This window comes from Mesonia ostreae (genome assembly GCF_031845265.1).
Taxonomy (GTDB): domain Bacteria; phylum Bacteroidota; class Bacteroidia; order Flavobacteriales; family Flavobacteriaceae; genus Mesonia; species Mesonia ostreae.
This window is the reverse complement of record NZ_JAVRBG010000002.1, coordinates 1-23,038: the sequence shown is the minus strand read 5'-3', so window position 1 is coordinate 23,038 and position 23,038 is coordinate 1. Positions and strand designations below refer to the sequence as shown.

Genomic DNA, 23,038 nt, shown 5'->3' with positions numbered 1-23,038 from the left:
AATACAGCAACTATCTAGGTGATGAAAGTGAGACGCGCAGCCTTACTTTTCACATTCGGCTCATAATTCCAAAATAAAATATCATTTACAAATTAAGGTTTTATTTACTAGTGAGTTAAAATTAAATCTAACTTCTATTTTCTAAAAGCAGAGCGGTCTAATATCTTAATCGATCACGATTAAAAAAATATTTTTATCTCTTTCTCGTTCTATAATCATTCGGCATTTATTCTTAAATTCGCCAAATTGCTAGATAACATCATCAATACCTATGAGAGACTTTAACTTTAGTAAGTGGAATAAAATAACGGGATGGGTAGTTTTTGCCATCGCATTGATCACTTACACCTTAACTGTAGAGCCTACAGCAAGCTTTTGGGATGCAGGAGAATATATTTCAACCTCTGCCAAATTGCAAGTAGGCCACCCTCCAGGAGCTCCATTATTTCAAATGACAGGTGCATTTTTCTCTACCTTCGCTTCAGAGCCAGATCAAGTGGCGCTCATGGTAAATATGGTATCCGTATTTTCTAGTGCTTTTACCATCTTATTTATGTTTTGGTCTATCAGTTTATTGGTAAGAAAAATAGCAGGACACGAAGAAATACTTTCCACTTCCAAAAAATTAGCTGTTTTAGGAAGCGCGCTAGTAGGGTCTCTAGCATTCACATTTACAGATAGTTTTTGGTTTAGTGCCGTGGAAGCTGAAGTGTATGCTATGGCAAGTTTCTTAATGGCCATCTTGTTTTATGTTGGCTTGCTTTGGGACAGAGATATGTTTAAACCGCGTGGAAACCGCTGGCTTATCTTAATCGCCTTTATTATTGGCTTGTCTTTTGGAGTGCACTTTATGGCGCTGCTTACCATTCCGGCAATCGGGTTTTTATACTTTTTTAAAAATGTAGAGAAAGTAACCGTAAAGAATTTTATTATTGCCAATGTCGTAGTGGTTGCTATTCTTATGTTTATCTTTAAATTGCTACTTCCTTATTCGCTGACTTTTTTCGCTGAAGCGGAAGTATTTTTTGTCAACAGCCTTAACTTACCCTTTAACTCCGGTACTATTATCGCAGCCTTAGTCTTAATCGCTGCATTTTATTACGGACTTACGTTTACACGGAAGAAAAACTACATTCACGCCAATACCTTAATTCTTTCCACCTTATTTATTTTTATAGGATTCTCTTCCTGGGTGATGTTACCTATACGTGCCAATGCAGAAACGGTAATCAATGAAAATAGTCCAGATAATGCCAGAGAACTTTTGGCTTATTATAACCGAGAACAATACCCAGAAACAAAATTATTTTACGGACCGCAGTTTACAGATCTTTTTGGCGGATTAGATGCAGATCAACCCTATTTAGACGACAAGCCTAAATATGAGGAAGATGAAGCCACCGGAAAATACATTATTGTCAACAATTGGAAAAATGCCAAGCAAAATTCTAGCGCAGAACATAAAACTTTCTTACCTAGAATGTGGAGTACAGACCATATGGCGAACTATATGCAATTTACGGGACCCATAGATTTTTCTATTCTGCCAGAATATCAACAAGAAGATCAATTGGTTTCTACGGTAAATCAGTTTAAGAAAGAATATGCGCTAGGAAAGCTCACCAACGAAGATTACATTAGTTTTTTACAACAGTTTGGCGCCTATCTTAAAATAGAAAAGCCGTCTACCGCTTCTAACTTTCAGTATTTATTTCAGTTTCAAATGGGATATATGTATTGGAGGTATTTTATGTGGAATTTCGTAGGAAGACAAGACGATATTCAAGGAAAATACGATGACCTTCACGGAAATTGGCTTAGCGGAATCGATTTTATTGACGAGATGAGATTAGGTTCTCAAGACAATCTCCCCAGCGATGTAAAAAACAATAAAGGAAGAAATACCTATTTCTTCTTACCGCTTATTTTGGGGCTTATTGGCTTGCTGTTTCAGTCCAAAAGAGATGTCAAAACCTTTTGGGTGTTATTGGTATTTTTCCTCTTTACGGGTATTGCTCTAAAAATTTACCTCAACGAAAGACCTTTTGAGCCTCGAGAAAGAGATTATGCTTTAGTCGGCTCCTTTTATGTCTTCTCCATTTGGATAGGATTTGGAGTGTATGCGATCTATAATAAAATTAAAAGCTTTTCTAATCTCAAGATTATAGCTCCCGCAGTTACTCTTTTATGTTTAATTGCCGTTCCCGGAATTTTACTGTCACAAAACTACGATGATCACGATAGGTCTGGAAGATATACGGCTAGATCTATGGCGAAAATGTATCTCGATTCCGTAGATGAAAACGGAATCTTATTTACCATTGGAGATAATGACACCTTTGCGCTGTGGTATGCGCAAGAAATTGAAGGCTACCGCACCGATGTACGCGTAATTAATACCAGTCTCTTTGCTACAGATTGGTATATCGATCAAATGCGAAAAGCGGCTTATGAAAGCAAAGCGGTGAAAACCATTTTTGAGCATAAAGATTATCTCTATGGAAAAAATGATTATGTACGATTTATGGAAGATCCGCGCGTTAAAGACACTCTTTTACTTACGAGTTGGTTAAAATACATTCAAAGTGATCACGCCAGTACGCAAGCAGAATTGCCCAACGGACAAACCGTAAGCACATTCCCTACCAAGAATATTAGAGTTCCGGTAAATGCTACCAACGCGATAAATAGTGGCATTGTTAAAGCAGAAGAGAAAGATAAAATCGTTCCTTATATAGATATTAAATTAGAAGGAAATGCGATGTACAAAAACCGCATCTTAATGCTAGATGTCTTGGCGAATACAGATTGGAATAGACCCATTTACTTTACCGGTGGAAGCTTTGGAAATGATGATTATTTATGGATGAAAGATTACCTTCAGCTAGATGGAGTTTGCTATAAATTAGTTCCTATTAAAACGCCTATCAATCCTAGAGATCCTTACACTATGGGAAGAATAGATACCGATAAGATGTATAGTATCGTAAAGAACTGGGAATGGGGCAATAGCGGAAGCGATGATATTTATCATGATGTAGAAACTAGAAAAAATTCTATCACCTATAGAAGCAACCTAGCGCGTTTGGTAGAAAATCTTCTCAAAGAAAAGGATTCTGTGAGAGCTAAAGAAATTCTAGATTTAGGAATGGAAAAAATGCCTGTAGACAAATTTGGCTATTATCCGCTTTTAGAACCGTTTATCGATGGTTATTATGAAATTGGTGAGAAAGAAAAAGCACGTGAAATTTGGGACCAAGTGGCTACTAAATACCAAGAAACCGTCACCTATTATAGCACATTGTCTCTAGAAAGACAATACAATATTGGCGATGAAATCATTACCGATATTGAGCGTTATAGAAGTTTAATCGACTTGTTAGTTCTTAATCAAGATGATGAATTGGTAAGAGAAAAGGCAGATGAGTTTAACAGCTACCTCAAAAAGTTTAAGCACTTTTATAGAGACGACGAAAACTATGATGTAGAGGAAGAAATGCCAATGCAAAATATGCCTAACTTAAAAAATGAACTTAAGCAGGAGGAAATTTTGCAACAGGATAGCATCTTAAGCACTCCGCCATTATAATATGGCGGACCTTATTCCTTTTCTCGGAAAGCTATTTTACCCGCATAGAATATGGCACGCCTCCAGAAAAGAGAAAGTGCTTTACCTCACTTTTGACGATGGTCCTATTCCTGAAGTGACTCCGTGGGTCATAGAACTTCTGGATAAGTTTAAGGCGAAAGCTACCTTCTTTTGTATTGGAGAAAATATTCAAAAGCATCCAGCTGTTTTTCAGTCTATATTAGATAAAGAACATCGGGTAGGAAATCATACACTTCAACATGTAAACGGTTGGAAAACTTCTTCGGAAGAATACTTAGATCAGATTCATAGTACGCAAGAAATTATCAATACATATGTTTCTACTTCCGCGAAAGCCTTATTTAGACCACCCTACGGAAAAGCAACTTCTTCGCAAGCCAAAATGATTTTAAAAGAATATGAAATGGTGATGTGGGACGTGTTGAGCAAAGACTACGACGCTCAACTCTCCAAAGAAAATTGCTGGAAAAGAGTACAAAATTACACTAAAAACGGAAGCATTTTGGTTTTTCACGACAGCTTAAAAGCAAAAAAAAACTTGCGGTATGTGTTACCAAAAGTTTTGGCACACTACAGCAAGTTAGGATATAGATTTGATGCGCTTTAAATATGCTTATTTACGATAGCGATTAAACTTTCGGCATCTTGTTGGCCGCTTTGGCGCCACAACATTTCACCTTTTTTATACAAAATAAAGCACGGCAGATTTTCTACACGTAAGGAACCTGCAAGTGCTCTATTCTTATCGACATCTATTTTAATCACTTTAGCTTTATCGCCTAAAGCCGAAGCAACATCTTTAAGAATTTGGTGGGTAGAAGTGTCTTTTTCACTCCATTCGGTATAGAAATCTAGTAAAACAGGCTTTTCTAAATCTATTAATTCTCCGAATTTTGACATATAAGTACTTTTTAGAAAATAAAAATAGAAAAGCACTTGCTACCTACCAAACAATTAGGAAATTGTTAAGACTTGAACTTTAGTCTAAGGATAAACTTAATGAATATGCTCTAATCGTACTTCTATTTCCAGAAATCACTTGTCCAAAAACTCTAACATAATCACCTGGATCTAAGACAATAGTTCCTGCAATTGGTACAGCACGTACACTATTATTGTTTACTTCTTCATAGACCTCTGTTCCTAAAGGTATATCTATCGTAGCTCCATTACTATCATATCTCCTTAAGTAAAATGCATGTATTGTACTATTAAGATTTGTAGTTGTTTGTGTAGCTTGATACGAAAGACTACCTGTTACCGTAAAAGTTCTGGTTTTATTTCCATTATATTGAAGCACGTTATCATTCAATCCATTCGCAGTACTCGACATTCTAAATAAGTTACTGGCATCCGTGATTCCTTCAATTGGAGCTCTAGTAGCAATACTAAATGTAGGATTATTATTTGTAGAGTTTCTTTGAATATAAATTGTTCCTGTGGCGAGATTATCGCTCTCACTTTTTATTCCTGGAGAGTTAACCGTCCAATTATTACTGAAATTAAAACCTTCATAAATTTCTGCTCCAGCAGTATACGGCGCCACGTAAGTTCCTCCGCCAGCAAAAACAGTCCCAAATAATGTACCAGTACCAACTGATGGATTTGCACTTACATCTAATCCCACTGCACCAGCTGAAACGGTAGTAAAACCACTTGCTTTTTGAATAAATCCAAAGCTTCCTGTGAAAGTTTCATAAGTACCTGTATTGCTCGCCTGCCAGCCCATGTTATTCAAGAGCAAGTTGCCAATGTCTGTATAAGTAATACCATCCGAATTACCTATGTATTGTACTACATTGAAGAAAACTAATCCGTAACTTGATACAGTACCTACAGAACTAAAACCATTAACCACTACACTTTGAGCAATTAAACTATTTGTAGGTGAAGCTGCAAGATTGAACAAATTTCCTGTTCCTGAATTATTAAATGTTATATTTCTAAAACTGGCAGTGGCAGAACCTATAAATAATGAGCTAGAACCTGTATAGTTTAAAATATCTTCATTTGTATCTTTACCTATTAAATAAGCTCCATTTACATCGATAGATTGATTAGTAGTAACAGTACCGTTTACTTCATAGAGTGTATTTTCGTCTAAGGTTATAGTCGCACCATCTTGACCTCCATTAGGAAAATCTTCTACGCTCTTAACTATAACATAGTTATCTCTTTGGGCATCTTTAGAAAGAAACGGAGTCCAGTTTGCCGTTGTAGCATCTCCTGCATTGTAATAATACGCATTCTCATCGGTATCAAAAACCATAAGAGATTTTGCTGGCTCTGCAATTGCTTCTCTCTCTATAGAAGTCATTCTGGGGATTAATATTCCGCTGTCTTTTGCAACAATATCCAATGCTGCACTTGTGTCTGGATCTATTGTGTTTATTCCTACTTGCGAAAACCCAAAATAGCAAGAACTAAAAATTAAAAGTGTCGATAATATATATTTCATCGTAGTGATTTTAAATAATTATCGGCAAAGATACACACAATTAAGGTTTAAGAGCGAATAATATAGATTAAAATCATATTTCTTTCCTTTTTATAAGTTTAATCACGGTAATTTCTGGCCAAATCCCCACTCTTCCTGGATAACCTAAATAACCAAAACCTCTATTTACATTAATGTAGCGACCAAATTCCTTATAAATTCCTGCCCAATTCTCATAACGATATTGAATAGGACTCCATTTTATCCATCCAGGGATTTCAATACCAAATTGCATTCCGTGCGTATGTCCGCTTAAGGTGAGTTGATAATGTTTCTCGTCAGATTTTATCTTCTCTTGCCAATAGGAAGGATCGTGGCTTAATAAAATTTTAAAATCCTCTTTCCTTAAACCTTCTGCCGCTTTATCAACATCGCCATGTTTTACAAAACCACCTTTTCCCCAGTTTTCTACGCCAACAATATTAATTTTATCTTCTCCTCTCGTGATAGAAGTATGCTCGTTAAGTAGCAACTTCCAGCCCATTTGAGCCTGAATTTCTTTTAATCTATCTAAGTTATCTACCTTTTCTTTTGCACTTGGCCACGTCATATAATCTCCATAATCGTGGTTTCCCAAAATGGAATACACGCCGTCTTTTGCTTTTAATGTGGAGAAAAGATCACTCCAATTGTCCATTTCGGCAGCTAGATTATTTACCAGATCTCCAGTAAATAAAATCGTATCACTTTTTTGCTCGTTAATAAGATCTACTGCATATGCTATCTTCTTATGATTGTCAAAACTTCCGCTGTGGATATCGCTAATTTGCGTAATTCTATACCCATCAAAAGCCTCGGGCAAATCATCAAACTCCAAGGTATAACTCAGCACTCTAAAATCATACTTTCCTTTAAACATTCCGTAGATTAAACCCGCAAAAGGAATCGCAGCAATTCCTATAGCTAGTTTTCCTATAAAAGCTCGTCGCGAAGGAAGATGGAACGACGAATCTGGCGTAAAAAACCGATGGTAGGTCGCAGAAAATAGTCGGATAATGTCTTCTCCCAACATAAAAACGACCAGAATCAATTCCGCAGAGACAAAAGCCAATACAAAGCCAAGCGCATAACTTTTAGAAGGGCTTAGCACTTTCCCTACACTAGGCTGCACCCAATGGTATACAAAATTACCTAACACCAAAAAGGACATCGCAATGAGAAAATATTGAAACCAAACCGACTTAAAAGCAACTTTTACCGCCTGATGGCTGTAGAAAGTCATTAACACATATAAAACCACAAAGATTACCCAACGCATATTTTTATATTTAGCGGTGCAAAACTACACAAAACGAGATCCTTAGCTCTTCATTTTTATATTATTTAACGTGAATAGAAGTGGCTGTAATTACGCTTGCGCGGAATAAAAACTGCCACAAGAACTACAATTTTCACATAAAATCTTGTAGATTTGATACCTTTACATTCCATTTTCAATATCAGTTTCATGGCCAATCAAAAAAGACTTTTTTTACTCGACGCTTACGCTCTAATTTTTCGTGGATATTATGCGCTAATCAAAAATCCTAGAATCAATTCAAAAGGAGAAGATACCTCTGCCATTATGGGCTTTACCAACTCCCTTTTTGATGTGATTAAAAGAGAGAAACCAGATCATTTGGCGGTGTGTTTCGATAAAGGAGGAAGCCAAGCGCGTACCGAAATGTTTGAAGAATATAAAGCCAATCGGGATGAAACTCCGCAGGCTATTCGAGACGCAATACCGCATATAAAAAGTATATTAACAGCGATGCACATTCCTTGTATTGAGTTAGAAGGTTTAGAAGCCGATGACATTATAGGAACGCTAGCCAAACAAGCCGAAAAGGAGAATTACCAAGTCTTTATGGTGACACCAGATAAGGATTTTGGGCAATTGGTTTCTGAAAATATTTTTATGTATCGTCCTGCACGTATGGGAAATGCCATTGAAATTTGGGGAATCCCAGAAATACAAAAGCGTTTTGGCGTAGAACGTCCAGAACAAGTGATTGATTATTTGGGAATGATGGGAGATGCTTCAGATAATATTCCCGGTTTACCAGGAGTGGGAGACAAAACCGCAAAAAAATTCATCACGCAATTTGATAGTATGGAAGGTTTATTGGCCAACACCGATAAGCTGAAAGGAAAAATGAAAGAAAAAGTAATCGCCAATGCAGAGTTAGGCCGTCTTTCACGAAAATTAGCTACCATTTTTACAGATTGTGATGTAAAGTTTAATGAAGAAGAGTACGAGCTTTCTAAACCTAATGTAGAGGAAGTTGTAGAGATTTTTAAAGAATTAGAATTTAGAAGACTTACAGATCAGTTTATAAAAATGTTTAACGAAGGTGGAGAATCTGGCGGCGGATTAACAACTCCCGCAGCGACTGCCGAAAAGAAAAAAGAGGCCAAATCTACCGCAGGTGCAGGTCAGTTTTCATTATTTGGGAACGACACTTCAAAAAAAGACGTTTCTGCTGAAAGTTTTACAGGATATCAAAATTTAGAAAACACTTCCCACCTCTATCAATTGGTAGAACCCGGAATGGCAACACAGCTTTTCTTAAAAAAGTTACTGGAGCAAACTTCGGTTTGTTTTGATACCGAAACCACTTCCCTCGACACTTTTGAAGCCGAATTGGTAGGAATTGCCTTTAGCTGGGAGAAAGGAAAAGGATACTACCTTGCTTTTCCCGAAGATCAAGATGAAGCAAAAAGCATTTTAGAACTTCTAAAGGACTTTTTTAACAATCCCAAGATTCAGAAAATAGGGCAAAACTTAAAATACGATATTAAGGTATTGGCAAATTATGATATAGAAGTGTCTGAGCCGCTTTTTGATACGATGTTAGCGCATTATGTGATCAATCCAGATATGCGTCATAATATGGATGTGTTGGCAGAGACTTACCTCAACTATTCTCCAAAACCCATTACAGAACTTATCGGAAAAAAGGGTAAGAATCAAAAAACGATGCGTAGCGTAGCTTTAGAAGAACAGAAAGAATACGCTGTGGAAGATGCTGATATCACCTACCAATTAAAACAATTATTTGACAAAGAGCTGGAAGAAACGCAAACCAAGAAACTTTATGAAGAAATTGAACTTCCGCTGCTAAAAGTTTTGGCAGAAATGGAGTTGGAAGGGATACATGTAAATCGTGATTTCTTAAAAAGTCTTTCTGGTGCTTTAGAAACCGATATTCTTAGTCTGGAAAAAACAATTTATGAAGAAGCGGGAGAAGAATTTAATATTGGCTCACCTAAACAATTGGGCGAAATTCTCTTCGGAAAGTTAGCCTTGGTAGATAAACCAAAAAAGACCAAAACAGGTCAGTTTTCTACAGGAGAAGAGGTGCTTTCTTATTTAGCAGACGAACATAAAATTATTAGAGATGTGCTAGCTTGGCGCGGATTGGTAAAATTGAAAAACACCTATGTAGATGCTTTACCCGAACAGATTGAAGCGAAAACAGGTCGCATTCATACCGATTATATGCAAACGGTAGCTGCTACGGGAAGGTTGAGTTCTAATAATCCTAACTTACAAAACATTCCTATTCGTACTGAAAGAGGTCGTGAAGTTAGAAAAGCCTTTATTCCTAGAGATAAAGACCACATTTTACTTGCAGCAGATTATTCGCAGATAGAACTTAGAATCATTGCAGCTCTAAGTAAAGAAGAAACGATGATTAAAGCCTTTAAAGACGGAGAAGATATTCACGCTTCTACGGCGGCAAAAGTTTTTGATGTTCCTTTAGAGGAAGTCACTAGAGAGCAACGAAGTAATGCAAAAACGGTTAATTTTGGAATTATCTATGGAGTTTCTGCTTTTGGATTAAGCAATCAAACCGATTTAAGCCGAAATGAGTCTAAAGAACTCATTGAAACCTATTACAAAACCTACCCTAAGCTAAGAGATTTTATGGACGAGCAAGTGAATTTTGCTCGTGAACATGGGTATGTAGAAACCGTGATGGGCAGAAGAAGATACTTAAAAGACATCAATGCCAAAAATAATGTGGTACGCAGCGCTGCCGAACGTAATGCCGTGAATGCTCCCATACAAGGAAGTGCTGCCGATATTATTAAAGTGGCAATGATTAATATTCAGCGTAAGCTAAAAGAAAAATCGTACCGCAGTAAAATGTTATTGCAAGTGCATGATGAATTGATTTTTGACGTACATAAAGAAGAACTGGATGCGCTTCAAAAAATGGTGAAAGAAGAAATGGAACATGCTTTTGAGTTAAGCGTACCGCTAGATGTAGAAATAGGAACGGGCGAAAACTGGCTAGAAGCACACTAGTAAATTCATCCCTTTCTAAATCCTCCCCAGTGAAGAGGACTTGAATAACATCATTTTACGAAAATAGAAAAGGCTGTTTAAAAAGTTAATTTCTGTCAACCTGAACTTGCCCGAAGTGAATTCATTCAGGCGGGCTTGATTCAGGTTCTTATATTCGTCCGTGAATCAATACGGTGAGATTCTGAAATAAATTCAGAATGACAGTTTTCAAGACTTTTTAGACAACTTCTCCTTATTAACGCGTTTCCACGCTTATAAGAAAAAGCAACTATTCGTCTTTCCCTAAATATTCATCCACAATTTCGACTATTTCTTGCTTTTCAGCGAGTTCTAATAAGCCTAAATTTACTTCGTTTACCAATTTACTTTCTAAGGGAAACGCCACACCGTAGCCTTGCTTATAGTATTCCGCTTTAGCGATATAAATCTCTTCTTCTAAACCATTTGTTTGAAAATAAAGCAATTGTGGTCGGTCGTAAATTACCGCATCCACTTTTTTCTCATCCAATAATTTCATAGCTTCCTGAAGGTTATCTACCATCACTGGTTTAGACTTATGTTCTTTTATAAAACCAACGGCGGGAGAGCCTGTAACGGTTGCCGTTTTCTTTCCAGATAGTTCTTCAATATTACTTACGGTAGAAGATCCCAAACCAGAAAGCGTTAAAGTACTTGCAATCCCAGCAACCATAGAAGTCGCAAAAATAATAGTAACTACCATCCAAATACCAGCAATAATACGACCTCTAAGACTCACTGGCGCCATATCTCCGTATCCTGTAGTACTCATGGTAACGATAGCAAGCCACATACCGTTTCCTATTCCCTTAACTGGGTCTTTAGGAAACTGTTCTGGAGAATGCCTTCTTTCTGCCAACCAAAATAGAGTTCCTACAATAGATAAAATAAATACAAATATGCCTACTGCAATTAATAACTGCATACTAAAAAAGGGTTTTATTCTTCCCCACAATCCTGCATCTTCTACTCTAGATGCGATAGCCAAACTAGATTGGTAGTAAGGTTGTGAAAATATATAATGTTTTGCGCGTTGTGAGGTAATACTAATAGGCCCAACCATTAAATCTATGTCTCCTTTCTTCATTGCTTGCAGCCCTTTATTTACTGAAGGGTAAGAAACATAATTAAAATCCCAGTCTTTTTTACCTGCTACCTCATTCCAAATTTCTACGGCAATTCCTTCAGAATCTGCATTGGCAAACACAAAAGGTTCGCTACCGGCAACTCCTACTCTTAAAACTTTAGGAACGGAATCTGTTTGAGAGGTTTGTGCATTTACTTCTTGTCCTGAAAGAGTGAAGTAAAGGATAGAAAGAAAAAATCCGTATAGGAAATTTTTGGAAGTCATATAATTAAATCGTTTTTTAAAAATGTGATTGATTTGTTATGCCAAAACATCTTCTCATAAAACCAACGAGATCATTTTGACAGGCTGCAAAATAACGAAATTTATTAAAAAGTGTCTATTTCTCTAGATTTATGGAAGAAAACTCTCCTATTTTTAATTCTCTGAACAATTTTCTTACACTTTCTTAAATTGGGTTGGGTGGTCTTATATGTTTTTATCCCAAAACGAATCCTTTTTTTTATTTGCTCAAAGTTATGAATTGACTTCCCTAGATTTTATTAAAGAAATATTAATACTTTTATCTTTTGATCGCATTCTTTCTTTACGGAAGTGATATTCCGTATTATTGTATAGTTTAGAAGCACAACCAGAAACAGATGAAATTTAGTCTAGAATTTAAAGAAGCCGTATTACAACTCTCCGAAAAAGAGAAAGACAAACTTTTAATTAGGCTTTTAAAGAAAGACCACAATTTGGTGAATCGTTTATTTTTTGAGCTTCTAGACGATAAAAATGTAGATGATCACCGCGCTATTATGGAAGAGCACGTATTAACACGAGGTAAGGAAATTACGTCTTATGCGAGATCACTACAACACTTAAAAGTACTTACCGGTTTTCTTAGTGGGGATATTGCCGAACACGTGCGCGTGACCAAAGATAAATTTGGTGAAGTCTCCCTCAACCTTTTGATGCTGAACACGGTTTTAAAATCTTCAGATTCCTTGTTCCAAAAAACGAATCGAAATCATGCTAGAAAGTTCTGTCTGTATGTTATAACCAGAACGTTTAGGTGCTTGGTACTCATTAAAAAAATGCACGAAGATTTACTCCTAGAATTTGAAGCGCCTTTAGAGGAATTAGCCGATTTGATTAGCGAGAAACCATTACTAATGCAAACCGCTATCAACCACGGATTGGACTTGAATTGGCTTAACGCCGAAAACATCCCAGAGGATATCGCACAAATACAAAAACAGATAAAAGCACAAGGGTTTTTGAGGTGAATTGATGATGTGGTAATGTGATGATGAGATAATTTGAAAATCAAAAATCTGACTGACATCCTGAACTGGTTTCAGGATCTTAGACTTAAGAACCTTTTACTCTCTTTTTATTACCAATCTGATTATTGAACTTTAGCAAAAGAGAACTATGAGATTGCCTTTTTTCTTTTTCACTCTATTAATTATCTCTTACTTTACTGAACAGAAAAAGATTAAAATTAATTTAGTACAAATGATTTAGCAAAGTGCCAAAACTCTTGCTGCAATAACTCATAAATAATCAGCTATTTAATTGAATTTAAGACGTATTAAAAGCCGTCATAAATAATTTACCTCCTCATGAAATTCTTAATGATATTGCTGTTATTATTATTTTTTAGCAGTTGTTCTGAAGTAAACACTACGCAGGCAAATGAAGTTTATAAATACTGGTCGGGTTCAAATCCACCAACCGATTTAAAACTCATAAAAGGGCAGTATTGGCAATCGGCACATTGGACAAAGGAATATATGATGTCGCTAAAAATGAAACCCACTAAAACTTGGTGGAATACATTTATCGTCCAAAACAAATTGGAAGTAGATACCTTACAGTAGACAAAGCCTAGTCATTTACCTAAATGGTTTAATCCCTCCAAAAATTCTGTGCGATATAAAAGAAGTGGAAAGTTTGATCAAGGTTCAAGATATTTTCTTGAAGAATCAACGATAGAATGTTACCTGCATGAAATTCAACTTTAAACTATAAGAGGTTGATCATAGTTAGTATAAACTCTTAAAAATAGAAGCTAAGAAAATAGAAAACATATAAAAATTCTTCGACTCAATCTTGAATCTCAGCAACCTTAATTCGGTTTTATTGACTACTTTCGCCCGCTAAATTCAATATGATTAAGTTTAATCGCAACTTCCCTATGAAAAAAATAGTACTACTTCTTGTCTTGTTTTCAACAAATTTATCTCAGGCTCAGTTTATTAAAGAAAAATCGATTAATGCTATGATTGGCTACGGACTTAGTTCTCCTCACGAAAGTGAAGGAGATATTAGCAATCAAGGTGTATTCCTGCAAGCTGAATACGTAATGAAAGCTGCCTCTTGGATAGATTTTAGGCCTTACTTGGGTTTTATTTATACGAGCTCTAATGGGAAAGATATAGACGAGAATCCTACGTACGAAAAAGCCGAAACAACAGCGGTTTTATTGGGAGGGAAAGCAAGAATCCTAGCCCCTATTCCTTATGTGGCTCCGTACATAGAGCTTGGAATAGGCGCTTCCATTGGGAAGTTCGTTACCTACACCGCATTTACAGATATTGATAAAACTGGCGTTTTCTTTCACGTCCCTTTTTCTTTTGGTTTAGCATTGGGACGAACGCATAATGTAGATTTAGGCTTTACCTATTATTTTCAACCTAGTGTAGAGCAAACCTCTGGCGCTGTGGCAGTAGGTCTTTCATTTCCTTTAAAAAGTTAGAGATTATCCTGCGGTAATTCTTCCGTAGAAACAACATTTTTTTAGTACCTTCCAACGTATATAAAAGTTGAAATCTTTAAGCAACAAGTATAAGTCATAAACGTAAATTTCTGCAAAAGATCCACCAATCCAACTGGATGGGAAAAGAGAAAATTCTGAAAAAGATTATCCAAAGGAAAATAATTTCTATAAAGTGAAAAATGATGAGTAAGATGAGAAAAGTTATCTATAGTATTCTCTTTATTCTAGGCGCACTATTGGCCATACTGTCCCTACTTTCTATCTTTAGAAATGCAGAAATACGTTACCTAAAAATGCTCGACTTTCCACGGATTCAATTTTTTATCGCCGCTATTATTTGTTTTTTGTTATTAGCCGTGATTATAAAAAAATGGAAATGGCAAGACTATCTATTAAGTTTAGCTTTGTTTATTGGCATAGGAGTTCAAGTTTTTTTTCTTATCAATTACACCGTCTTGGTTCCTGTTGAAGTGCCCACAGTGAAACAAATTGCCGAAAATGAAGAGAAACTGAGTATTTTACTCACCAATGTAAAAATGAAAAATAGAACCTCTCAAGCCTTGCTGGATTTGGTAGCGCATAAAAATCCAGATATTATATTGGCGATGGAAGTGGATACCTGGTGGAAAGAACAACTTAAAGTTTTACAAAACGAATATCCTTATACGCAAGAATCTATTAATGAAGTCACTTATGGACTTATTTTGTACAGCAAGTTTCCGCTAGAAGTTAAAGAAATAGATTATTTAACTCACGACCAAGTCCCATCCTTTGAGAGCTTGATTACATTACCAAACGCTAAAAAAATTAGTTTTCACTCCATTCATCCAGTTCCGCCTACGCATTTTGAAGATTTACCAGATAACGCTGGTGAACAGGAAAATGCACTCCTAAAGTTAGGCAACCGCATTGAAGACAATAAATTTCCCGCCATTGTAGCTGGAGATTTAAACGATGTGGTGTGGTCTTACCTAGATGATTTAACAGGCACCAAAGATCTTCTATACGATTTGCGGGTGGGCAGAGGTTTTTACAACAGTTATAACGCACAAAATTTATGGATGAGGTGGCCCTTAGATCATATTTTTGTGAGTGAAGAATTTAAGCTAAAAACACTTCAGCGTCAATCTAGTATAGGCTCAGATCATTTTCCTATATATGCAGAACTAGTGCTGTAAAACGGTTTCATTGCTGTGTAAATTCTTATAAAAAAATAGCAACGCATCTTATATCCATTCAAAAAATCGTATCATTTTTAAGTCTGTAGAGAAAAATTATAATGATTAGGAGCACAAAAGACATTACTTCTAGTTAGAGCAGTTTCCCGCTTTCCATTACAAGTCCTCATTTCGCTAGCGCTCACTGCGGGCTTTTCATTGCAATCGGGGCTATGAGAATGGTTTGGCAACAAATCAATATACTCCAAGAGGTTTTAAAATTATACACTACTAAATATTCCTATTAAAACTAAAAACCCGGGAGCTTGTCCGGGATTTTATCTTTCAGTTTTTTTAAGTGCAGTACCGAAGCTTTTTGTTTGGCTGGGCACTATCTACCTGCAAATCAATCAAAATTTATCCACTTATATTTTTTTTACTTAAGGTAAGTCATTAAAAATGATTTTTTTTGCATAAAGCCTTTTGGCATATTGAAGGCTCACGCGGTAGCGTGAGAATTTTGTAGATATGCTTCGGGGGCTTTTTGCATATTATACAATTTCAATCCCATCAATCTTCTTCATCAACCTATCGGTTTCTGTTAGGGCGACGATTATTTTTTGGTAATGTAGAATGTCCTCAAACTTTAATTCGCGGCCTTTTCGATCTTTTAGCCATTTTTGGGCGGGTTGGTAACCGCCAATATAAAATTCCCAGGCAATTTTGGGTACTTTATCAAAATACTGTGTGTCGTTAATCCAAACTTTTCCCATTCCCTCCTCTAATTCTCCAGAAGGTGGGAGATTTTTTCCGACCTTGCTCTGGTTCTCGACTCCGCTCGAACTGACAGCAGGCTCAAAACCCGGACTCGTTTTCGTGATTTTTCTAGTAATAATGTTATCGCCATCTACAGGATATGTTGTGATATACTCTTCGGTTTTATCGCTTTCCAGTAAATGAAGTTGGCGAAGCTCGCCACCTAATTCTACCATCTTCCAAAACTTTGCTTTGTCTTTTGGATAAGGAACACGTGGAAAATCTATTTTTAAAAATTCTTTATAGGTTTCACGGTAAGTAGGCGAATGCAAGACCGCGTAAATATAATCCAGCAGGTTTAATGGCGTAAAATAGCTTTTGAAATCATCGCGCACCTCCCGACTTTCCGCAAAACAGACTTCGCCGGACTTTGGTTCTTCGGATAAAAACTCCAAACCAAGGCTTTTTTCTATTTCCGACAGTATTTCTTTGTCTAAATTTGGCACGCGTCCAGCCTGGGTTTCGGTGCTTTGTTGATCGGTGGTTTCTGGGTAAAGGTAGAGGGGAGATATGAAATAATTACCACAAACTAAAGAACCTTTCTCGCACATTAAATCTGTAGCCAGAATAACAAATTTTTCATTTTCAAAATTTTGTCTTAAATGTATTAAACCAAAATTTCTTTTTTTGAGAAAGTTTTTTGTTATGGGTGTTCTAGGATATGCATGAAAACCTTTTGAATTACCAGTAAAATAAGTAAATCTAAAATCAAAAGGTCTATATATCAATTTCAAAAGAGTTTTATCATTACTTAAATCTTCTTTCGCAAGTTTTAATTTCCAATCTCTTCCATCCTTTTTTTCATTATAATTTTTTCTGAAATCTTCGACGTCGGAGTTCTTTAAATCCTCAGTAATACCGTATAGCTCCTCTTTACTAAATTGAATTGTTATATTATCTCGTTCCGTTTTAATTCCTGTCGAACCTGAGTTAAAGAATTGATTTGTACTAAATCCCTTTTGATAATCTTCTTCCGCTCCATAATTCTTTTGAATCATAAAATAATTAGGGGCTTTATTTGGCAATTCAACAAAAGGTATTTGAGATAAATCATTTTCTGTCAGAAAATGATATTTTTTATTTCGTGTTCCATAACAATCGAAATGAAAAACTCGACCTAATTTGTCTTTCTTTTTTTGTCCGGTTTTTACTAAAATGTTAATGGATACACCTTGCTGTATATCAAAAACATTTTCATCCTTACTACCATCGGGAGCGGTTTCTTTCTTTTTAGAGTTGCCATGTAAGTCCAAAATGTAAATTTTATCAAATCCCTCTAAAAGATACTTTCGCATTTGCCGAAATACAATGCCATCAATGAAACTATTATTTGAAATATAAGCCAAAACACCACTACCATTTTTTTCAATATAATGTTGTCCATAGCGAATGAATTTCACGTAATCATCAGAAAGAGAATTATAACTTTTTTCGTTCAACTCCTTTTTGTAATCAGCAATCAGGTTATCAATCCATTCACCTTTATTTGTACTACTCACCGCATAAGGCGGATTCCCAATCACGCACATTACCGGTGTATCGCGTTTAATATGGTTGGCTTCGTTGGCTTCGGTACTTAACCAGTTGGAGAAAAGTGTTCCCGTGTCTTTATGGTGTTCTTCTAAAGAGTTGGTGAGGTACACATTTAAGCGTTGGGTGCTATCTTCTTTATAGCCAGTTTCGCGCAAGAGCATTTCCAGTTTTAAATGCGCCATGGCGTAAGAAGCCATCAACAACTCAAAACCATTAAGCCGCGGGATTAAGTGTTGCTCTACATAACCGCTCCACGCGCCTTGCATCGCTTTAAACTTTTTGCTGTAAATGTAATTCACAACTTCTGCCAAAAAGGTTCCCGTACCGGTTGCGGGATCTAAAATTTGCACTTTATGAACTTCTTTTTCTACTTGCTTGTAACCCGTTGCAGAACGTTTGTCGGCCACATCTGTATTTACTTTTATTTTGGTTTTAGAAGTATCGGCTAGGCCTTGCGTTAGGTTAAATTCGGTTTTTAGCACATCATCTACGGCGCGAACAATAAATTTCACTACGGGTTCTGGCGTGTACCAAACTCCGCGTGCTTTTCGCAGTTTTGGGTCGTATTCTGCCAAAAAGGTTTCATAAAAATGAATAATGGCATCTTGGGTTTGGGTGCTTTTTCCGAAGTTTTTTAAAAGCTGCTCCACATTGGTGGCCCTAAACACATCGGCAAGGTTATCTACGGTGGGTTTTATGCGCTCGTCAATATCGGGGCCTGCCACATAACCAAATAATTTCCGAAGAAAAGGGTTAGATTTTGGGATAAGTTCGGCCGCTTCTTGCCGGCTAAAATCTTCTAAAGTGGGGTCGTGTAAACGGGCGGCGAACATTCCGTAGGCCAAAGTTTGCGCATAGATATCGGCAAAACCTTTAGGCGTTAAATCGTGGATAAGGATTTCTTTAAAGGTTTGAAATTGTCCCTGTAAAGAAGTGTTTTCCCGGGTATGCTCATCGGAAGTAATGGCATTTTCCAGGATATTTTGCAATAAACGGGCTTTTGCGGCCATCATTTCGGCGAGTTTTTTAGCCGATTTTATGCTTTGGCTTATAAAACTGCAAAAGTTTTTGATGAGGTTTTCAAACTGCTGAAAATTTTCTGGAAGTGGAACAAGTTGATTATCTTGAATTTCGGCCAATTTTATTTCGTGCACCAATTCTCCATTCTGATAAAACTGAAACCATAGATAATCTGTAATAATTAAATTATCTAAGGCATTTTTGTAGCGCGTAAATTGTTCTTTATAGCTTTTTGAATTGAGGTCTTTACCTACATCTTTAGCTTCAATATAACCTACCGGAATTTTACCATTCGTTAAAACATAATCTGGGTTACCACAATCGGTTACATTGGCCGGTTCGTTGGTAATATCTATGTTGGTTAAAATGCTACGGAGTAAATTTTCTAAATCGGCTCGGTAAGAATGTTCTCTAGAAATCCCCGAACCGTAACGTTTGGTTACGATTTCTAAGTACTGCGGTATGGTCATAAACTGTTAGTTAGAATCTCAAAGATAAGAGAATAATTAAAAGTAAACCTGATTGAATGAGGAAGAACTAAGACTTGAAGCTAAGAAAACAAAAGTTGATACTATATAGCGAGGAAAAACCCCTCCATCTGCTGAAAATAGCAGACACCTCCCCTTTTAGTAAGGGGAGGAGCGTTTTAGGGGAAAATGAAAAATAGAAATGAAAACTATAATTGTTAAAGTTGCTCCCTTTGTTTAAAGGGGAGCTGTCCGCAGGACTGAGGGGTTTTTTTAAGCCTAAAACTCAAAAATCACCAACTAAGCCCCCCGCGTTAGGGATTGCAATGGAAATCCTTTTTTAATCTTTGCGAGAGCAAAAGATTAAAAAAGATTGCAGTGTAAAGCCCGGGCCGCAGGCAACGCCCAAATTCTAGTTTTGCCAACATTTAAAAGTTATTCTTGCTTAGCTTTGAAGTTCAAATAGTTGGATGCGAGAAGTATTGGTTAAAAAATTAACTTCTCCCCCTTGCTCAATAAATTAAATATTGTATTTTTGCAGCCCGTTTCCCGTTTTGGGAAAGGGAATGGAATGTTTAATTATTAAATACAATTAGTGTGGACACATTAAGTTACAAAACAGTTTCTGCCAACAAAAACACCGTGAATAAGGAGTGGGTTGTGCTAGACGCTGAAGGACAATCGTTGGGTCGCCTTTCATCTATTGCTGCAAAGTTTATTAGAGGAAAGTACAAGACCGATTTCACCCCACACGTTGATTGCGGAGATAATGTTATTATTATCAATGCAGAGAAAATCAACTTAACCGGTAAGAAATGGGATGCCAAAGAGTATATCCGTCATACAGGTTACCCGGGTGGTCAAAGAAGTTTAACGGCTTCAGAGTTATTTGGTAAAGACCCAGTGAGGCTTATCGAAAAATCTGTAAAAGGAATGTTACCTAAAAATAAATTAGGAGCAGTACTTTTCAAAAATTTAAAGGTAAATGTAGGTTCTGAGCACAATCATGAAGCGCAAAAACCTAAAACTATTAACCTAAACGAATTAGTGTAAATGGAGACAATTCACAAAATTGGTCGTAGAAAGACTGCTGTTGCGCGTGTTTACCTTTCTGAAGGATCGGGAAACATTATAGTGAACAAAAAAGAGCTTAATGATTACTTTACTACTGGAACGCTTCAGTATAAAGTAAACCAGCCTTTAATGTTAACTGGAAACGAAGGAAACTTCGATTTAAAAGTAAGCGTATTAGGAGGAGGAATTACTGGTCAAGCAGAGGCTGTTCGTCTTGCTATCTCTCGTGCAATGTGCGAATTGGATGCAGAAAACAGATTAACGCTTAAACCAGAAGGTTTATTAACGAGAGATCCTCGTATGGTTGAACGTAAGAAATTCGGTCAGAAGAAAGCTCGTAAGAAATTCCAATTCTCAAAACGTTAATCAATTATTGGTTTGGAGGATACTCCCCCAACCTTTTAAAAAAGTATTGTTGTTATTCGTTCGCAAGAGCGAAGTTAGTTTAGCATCTAAATAAATAAGGCCGTGTTTTACGCCACTTATTTATTGCTATCTCAACGAACGTAAACTATTACAAAAATGGCAAATAAAGTAGAAGTAAAAGAATTACTTGATGCAGGTGTACATTTTGGTCACCTCACAAGAAGATGGAATCCTAATATGGCGCCTTATATTTATATGGAGCGTAATGGTATTCATATCATCAATTTATATAAAAGTGCTGCAAAAATGCAAGACGCGGCAGACGCGCTTAGCAAAATCGCAGCCAGTGGTAGAAAAATCTTATTTGTTGCTACCAAGAAACAAGCAAAGGAAATTGTAGCCGAAGAAGCTGCAAAAGCAAACATGCCTTATATTACTGAGCGTTGGCCTGGTGGTATGTTAACCAATTTCGTTACCATTCGTAAAGCGGTAAAGAAAATGGATATGGTAGATCGCATGAAAAAAGACGGTAGCTTTAATTCTCTTTCTAAAAAAGAGCGTTTACAAGTAGATCGTATGAGAGCTAAGTTAGAGAAAAACTTAGGTTCTATTTCAGATATGACTCGTTTACCGGGTGCATTATTTGTAGTAGATATTACTCGTGAGCACATCGCAATTAAAGAAGCACAAAAATTAAACATTCCAATCTTCGCGATGGTAGATACCAACTCAGACCCAAGAGAGGTAGAGTACGTAATCCCATCTAATGATGATGCTTCAAAATCGATCAAAAAAGTAATCTCTTATGTTTCTGATGCGATCGTAGATGGCTTAAGTGAAAGAAAAGCAGATAAGGAGTCTAAGAAAGAAGCGAAAGCTGCTAAAAAAGAAGACGAGCCTAAGAAGAAAAATGCTGAGCCTAAAGCAGAAAAGAAAACCGAGTCTAAAAAAGACGTAGAAGTTCCTTCTAAAGATGCTGAAGACAAAAAAGCAATGAAAGAGGCTAAAAATGAAGTAATTCTTGAATCTAAGGAAGAAACTTTAGAAGAAGCAAGAAAAACTACTAACAAAGAGGAAAAATAAAATAAGTATTTTATACAACTCAAAAGCAAATCGTTTAGTGATTTTATTGTAAAATAGAGTTTTCTAAACGATTTTCTTTTTAAATTAAAACCAAACAACATGGCAAAAATAACTGCTGCTGAAGTAAATAAATTAAGAAAATCTACCGGTGCCGGTATGATGGATTGTAAAAAAGCCTTAGTAGAAGCTGAAGGTGATTACGATAAAGCTATTGAGGTTTTACGTAAAAAAGGACAAAAAGTAGCTGCAAAAAGAGCCGACAGAGAGTCTTCTGAAGGTGCTGCTGTAGCTAAAGTAAATGCCGACCAAACCAAAGGGGTAGCAATCGTTCTTGGTTGTGAAACAGATTTTGTTGGAAAAAATGACAACTTCTTACAATTAGCGAGCGAATTAGGTGACTTAGCTTTAAACTATGATTCTAAAGAAGCATTTTTAGCTGCCGATTTTGGCGGAATGTCTGTAGAAGATAAATTAGTAGAGCAAACTGGAGTTATTGGTGAAAAATTAGACATCAATGCTTTTGAAATAGTAGAAGCTGCTTACGTTGGTGCTTATGTGCACATCAACAAAATTGCTGCTATTGTAGGTTTCTCTGCAAAAGTAGACAATGCTGAAACCCTTGGAAAAGACGTAGCAATGCAAATTGCTTCGATGGGAGCAACTTCTTTATCTTATAAAGATTTTGATTCTGCTTTTGTTACTTCTGAAACGGAAGCTAGAATTGCAGAGATTGAGAAAGATAACATTGAGTTAGGGCGTTTAGGAAAAACTAAAAAGAATGTACCTCAATACATTTCTATGTCTCAAATTACTCCTGAAGTATTAGCTAAAGCGGAAGAAGATGCTAAAGCTGAATTACAAGCAGAAGGTAAACCAGAGAAGATTTGGGATAAAATTTTACCAGGTAAAATGGACCGTTTCTTATCAGACAATACTACTTTAGACAAGGAGCAGGCTTTATTAGATCAAACTTTCATTAAAGATGACAAAAAGAGCGTAGCAGAATACGTATCTTCTTATGGTGAGGTAACCATCACTTCATTTAAAAGGGTTGCTTTAGGATAAGCAATCTCTTCATAAATTTAAAAAACCCGCTTTCATTCCTTTGAAAGCGGGTTTTTTTATTACTTTAATCCGCTTAAATAAACTACCTCGGGGCAAGCCCACGAGGTAATAAACTACCTCGGGGCAAGCCCACGAGGTATTAAAATAATTTGAGCTGTCCAGAATAGATTTTCTTATAATCTTC

General features: G+C 36.4%; 16 protein-coding genes. 11 read left to right on the top strand and 5 right to left on the bottom strand.

Features of this window, described 5'->3' with window-relative positions:
• Positions 1–271 precede the first annotated feature (271 nt).
• Positions 272–3,589, top strand: coding sequence for a glycosyltransferase family 117 protein (locus tag RLT85_RS02135; RefSeq protein WP_311400403.1), 3,318 nt, complete (start codon positions 272–274; stop codon positions 3,587–3,589).
• Between the two features lies 1 nt (position 3,590).
• The gene (locus RLT85_RS02130; protein WP_311400402.1) at positions 3,591–4,217 is read left to right on the top strand and encodes a polysaccharide deacetylase family protein; all 627 of its coding nucleotides are present in this window, start codon (positions 3,591–3,593) and stop codon (positions 4,215–4,217) included.
• Here the strand turns inward: RLT85_RS02130 and RLT85_RS02125 are convergent.
• The 3 genes from RLT85_RS02125 to RLT85_RS02115 form a co-directional block, all read right to left on the bottom strand.
• Complete coding sequence (locus RLT85_RS02125) at positions 4,214–4,510, bottom strand: thioredoxin family protein (protein ID WP_311400401.1); 297 nt, start codon at positions 4,508–4,510, stop codon at positions 4,214–4,216. The genes RLT85_RS02130 and RLT85_RS02125 overlap by 4 nt on opposite strands.
• A gap of 79 nt (positions 4,511–4,589) precedes the next feature.
• Positions 4,590–6,068 (bottom strand): phage tail-like protein, encoded by a 1,479-nt coding sequence (locus tag RLT85_RS02120; protein WP_311400400.1) that lies wholly within the window; start codon positions 6,066–6,068, stop codon positions 4,590–4,592.
• A gap of 73 nt (positions 6,069–6,141) precedes the next feature.
• On the bottom strand, positions 6,142–7,365 hold the full coding sequence (locus tag RLT85_RS02115; protein ID WP_311400399.1) for a metallophosphoesterase: 1,224 nt from the start codon (positions 7,363–7,365) through the stop codon (positions 6,142–6,144).
• Between the two features lie 189 nt (positions 7,366–7,554).
• On the opposite strand from RLT85_RS02115, the gene polA reads away from it, so the two are divergent.
• On the top strand, positions 7,555–10,401 hold the full coding sequence (gene polA, locus RLT85_RS02110; protein WP_311400398.1) for a DNA polymerase I: 2,847 nt from the start codon (positions 7,555–7,557) through the stop codon (positions 10,399–10,401).
• A gap of 268 nt (positions 10,402–10,669) precedes the next feature.
• Here the strand turns inward: polA and RLT85_RS02105 are convergent, their stop codons facing one another.
• Positions 10,670–11,770: a transporter substrate-binding domain-containing protein gene (locus tag RLT85_RS02105; protein WP_311400397.1), complete on the bottom strand. Its 1,101-nt coding sequence runs from the start codon at positions 11,768–11,770 to the stop codon at positions 10,670–10,672.
• Positions 11,771–12,147: 377 nt separating this feature from the next.
• Between RLT85_RS02105 and RLT85_RS02100 the strand changes: the two genes are divergently transcribed.
• From RLT85_RS02100 to RLT85_RS02085, 4 genes are all read left to right on the top strand, one after another.
• Positions 12,148–12,777, top strand: coding sequence for a hypothetical protein (locus RLT85_RS02100; RefSeq protein ID WP_311400396.1), 630 nt, complete (start codon positions 12,148–12,150; stop codon positions 12,775–12,777).
• A gap of 339 nt (positions 12,778–13,116) precedes the next feature.
• The gene (locus tag RLT85_RS02095) at positions 13,117–13,374 is read left to right on the top strand and encodes a hypothetical protein (RefSeq protein WP_311400395.1); all 258 of its coding nucleotides are present in this window, start codon (positions 13,117–13,119) and stop codon (positions 13,372–13,374) included.
• 317 nt (positions 13,375–13,691) lie between these two features.
• On the top strand, positions 13,692–14,252 hold the full coding sequence (locus tag RLT85_RS02090; RefSeq protein ID WP_311400394.1) for a hypothetical protein: 561 nt from the start codon (positions 13,692–13,694) through the stop codon (positions 14,250–14,252).
• A 212-nt stretch (positions 14,253–14,464) separates the two neighbouring features.
• Complete coding sequence (locus tag RLT85_RS02085) at positions 14,465–15,451, top strand: endonuclease/exonuclease/phosphatase family protein (RefSeq protein WP_311400393.1); 987 nt, start codon at positions 14,465–14,467, stop codon at positions 15,449–15,451.
• Between the two features lie 530 nt (positions 15,452–15,981).
• Here RLT85_RS02085 and RLT85_RS02080 read toward each other — a convergent pair.
• Positions 15,982–19,269, bottom strand: a complete 3,288-nt coding sequence (locus tag RLT85_RS02080; protein ID WP_311400392.1) for a type ISP restriction/modification enzyme — start codon at positions 19,267–19,269, stop codon at positions 15,982–15,984.
• 594 nt (positions 19,270–19,863) lie between these two features.
• Here RLT85_RS02080 and rplM point away from each other — a divergent pair.
• The 4 genes from rplM (at position 19,864) to tsf (ending at position 22,854) form a co-directional block, all read left to right on the top strand.
• Positions 19,864–20,319, top strand: a complete 456-nt coding sequence (rplM, locus tag RLT85_RS02075) for a 50S ribosomal protein L13 (protein WP_311400391.1) — start codon at positions 19,864–19,866, stop codon at positions 20,317–20,319.
• Positions 20,320–20,706, top strand: a complete 387-nt coding sequence (gene rpsI / locus RLT85_RS02070; protein WP_311400390.1) for a 30S ribosomal protein S9 — start codon at positions 20,320–20,322, stop codon at positions 20,704–20,706.
• A gap of 156 nt (positions 20,707–20,862) precedes the next feature.
• The gene (gene rpsB / locus RLT85_RS02065) at positions 20,863–21,789 is read left to right on the top strand and encodes a 30S ribosomal protein S2 (protein ID WP_311400389.1); all 927 of its coding nucleotides are present in this window, start codon (positions 20,863–20,865) and stop codon (positions 21,787–21,789) included.
• Positions 21,790–21,888: 99 nt separating this feature from the next.
• On the top strand, positions 21,889–22,854 hold the full coding sequence (gene tsf / locus RLT85_RS02060) for a translation elongation factor Ts (protein WP_311400388.1): 966 nt from the start codon (positions 21,889–21,891) through the stop codon (positions 22,852–22,854).
• Positions 22,855–23,038 lie beyond the last annotated feature (184 nt).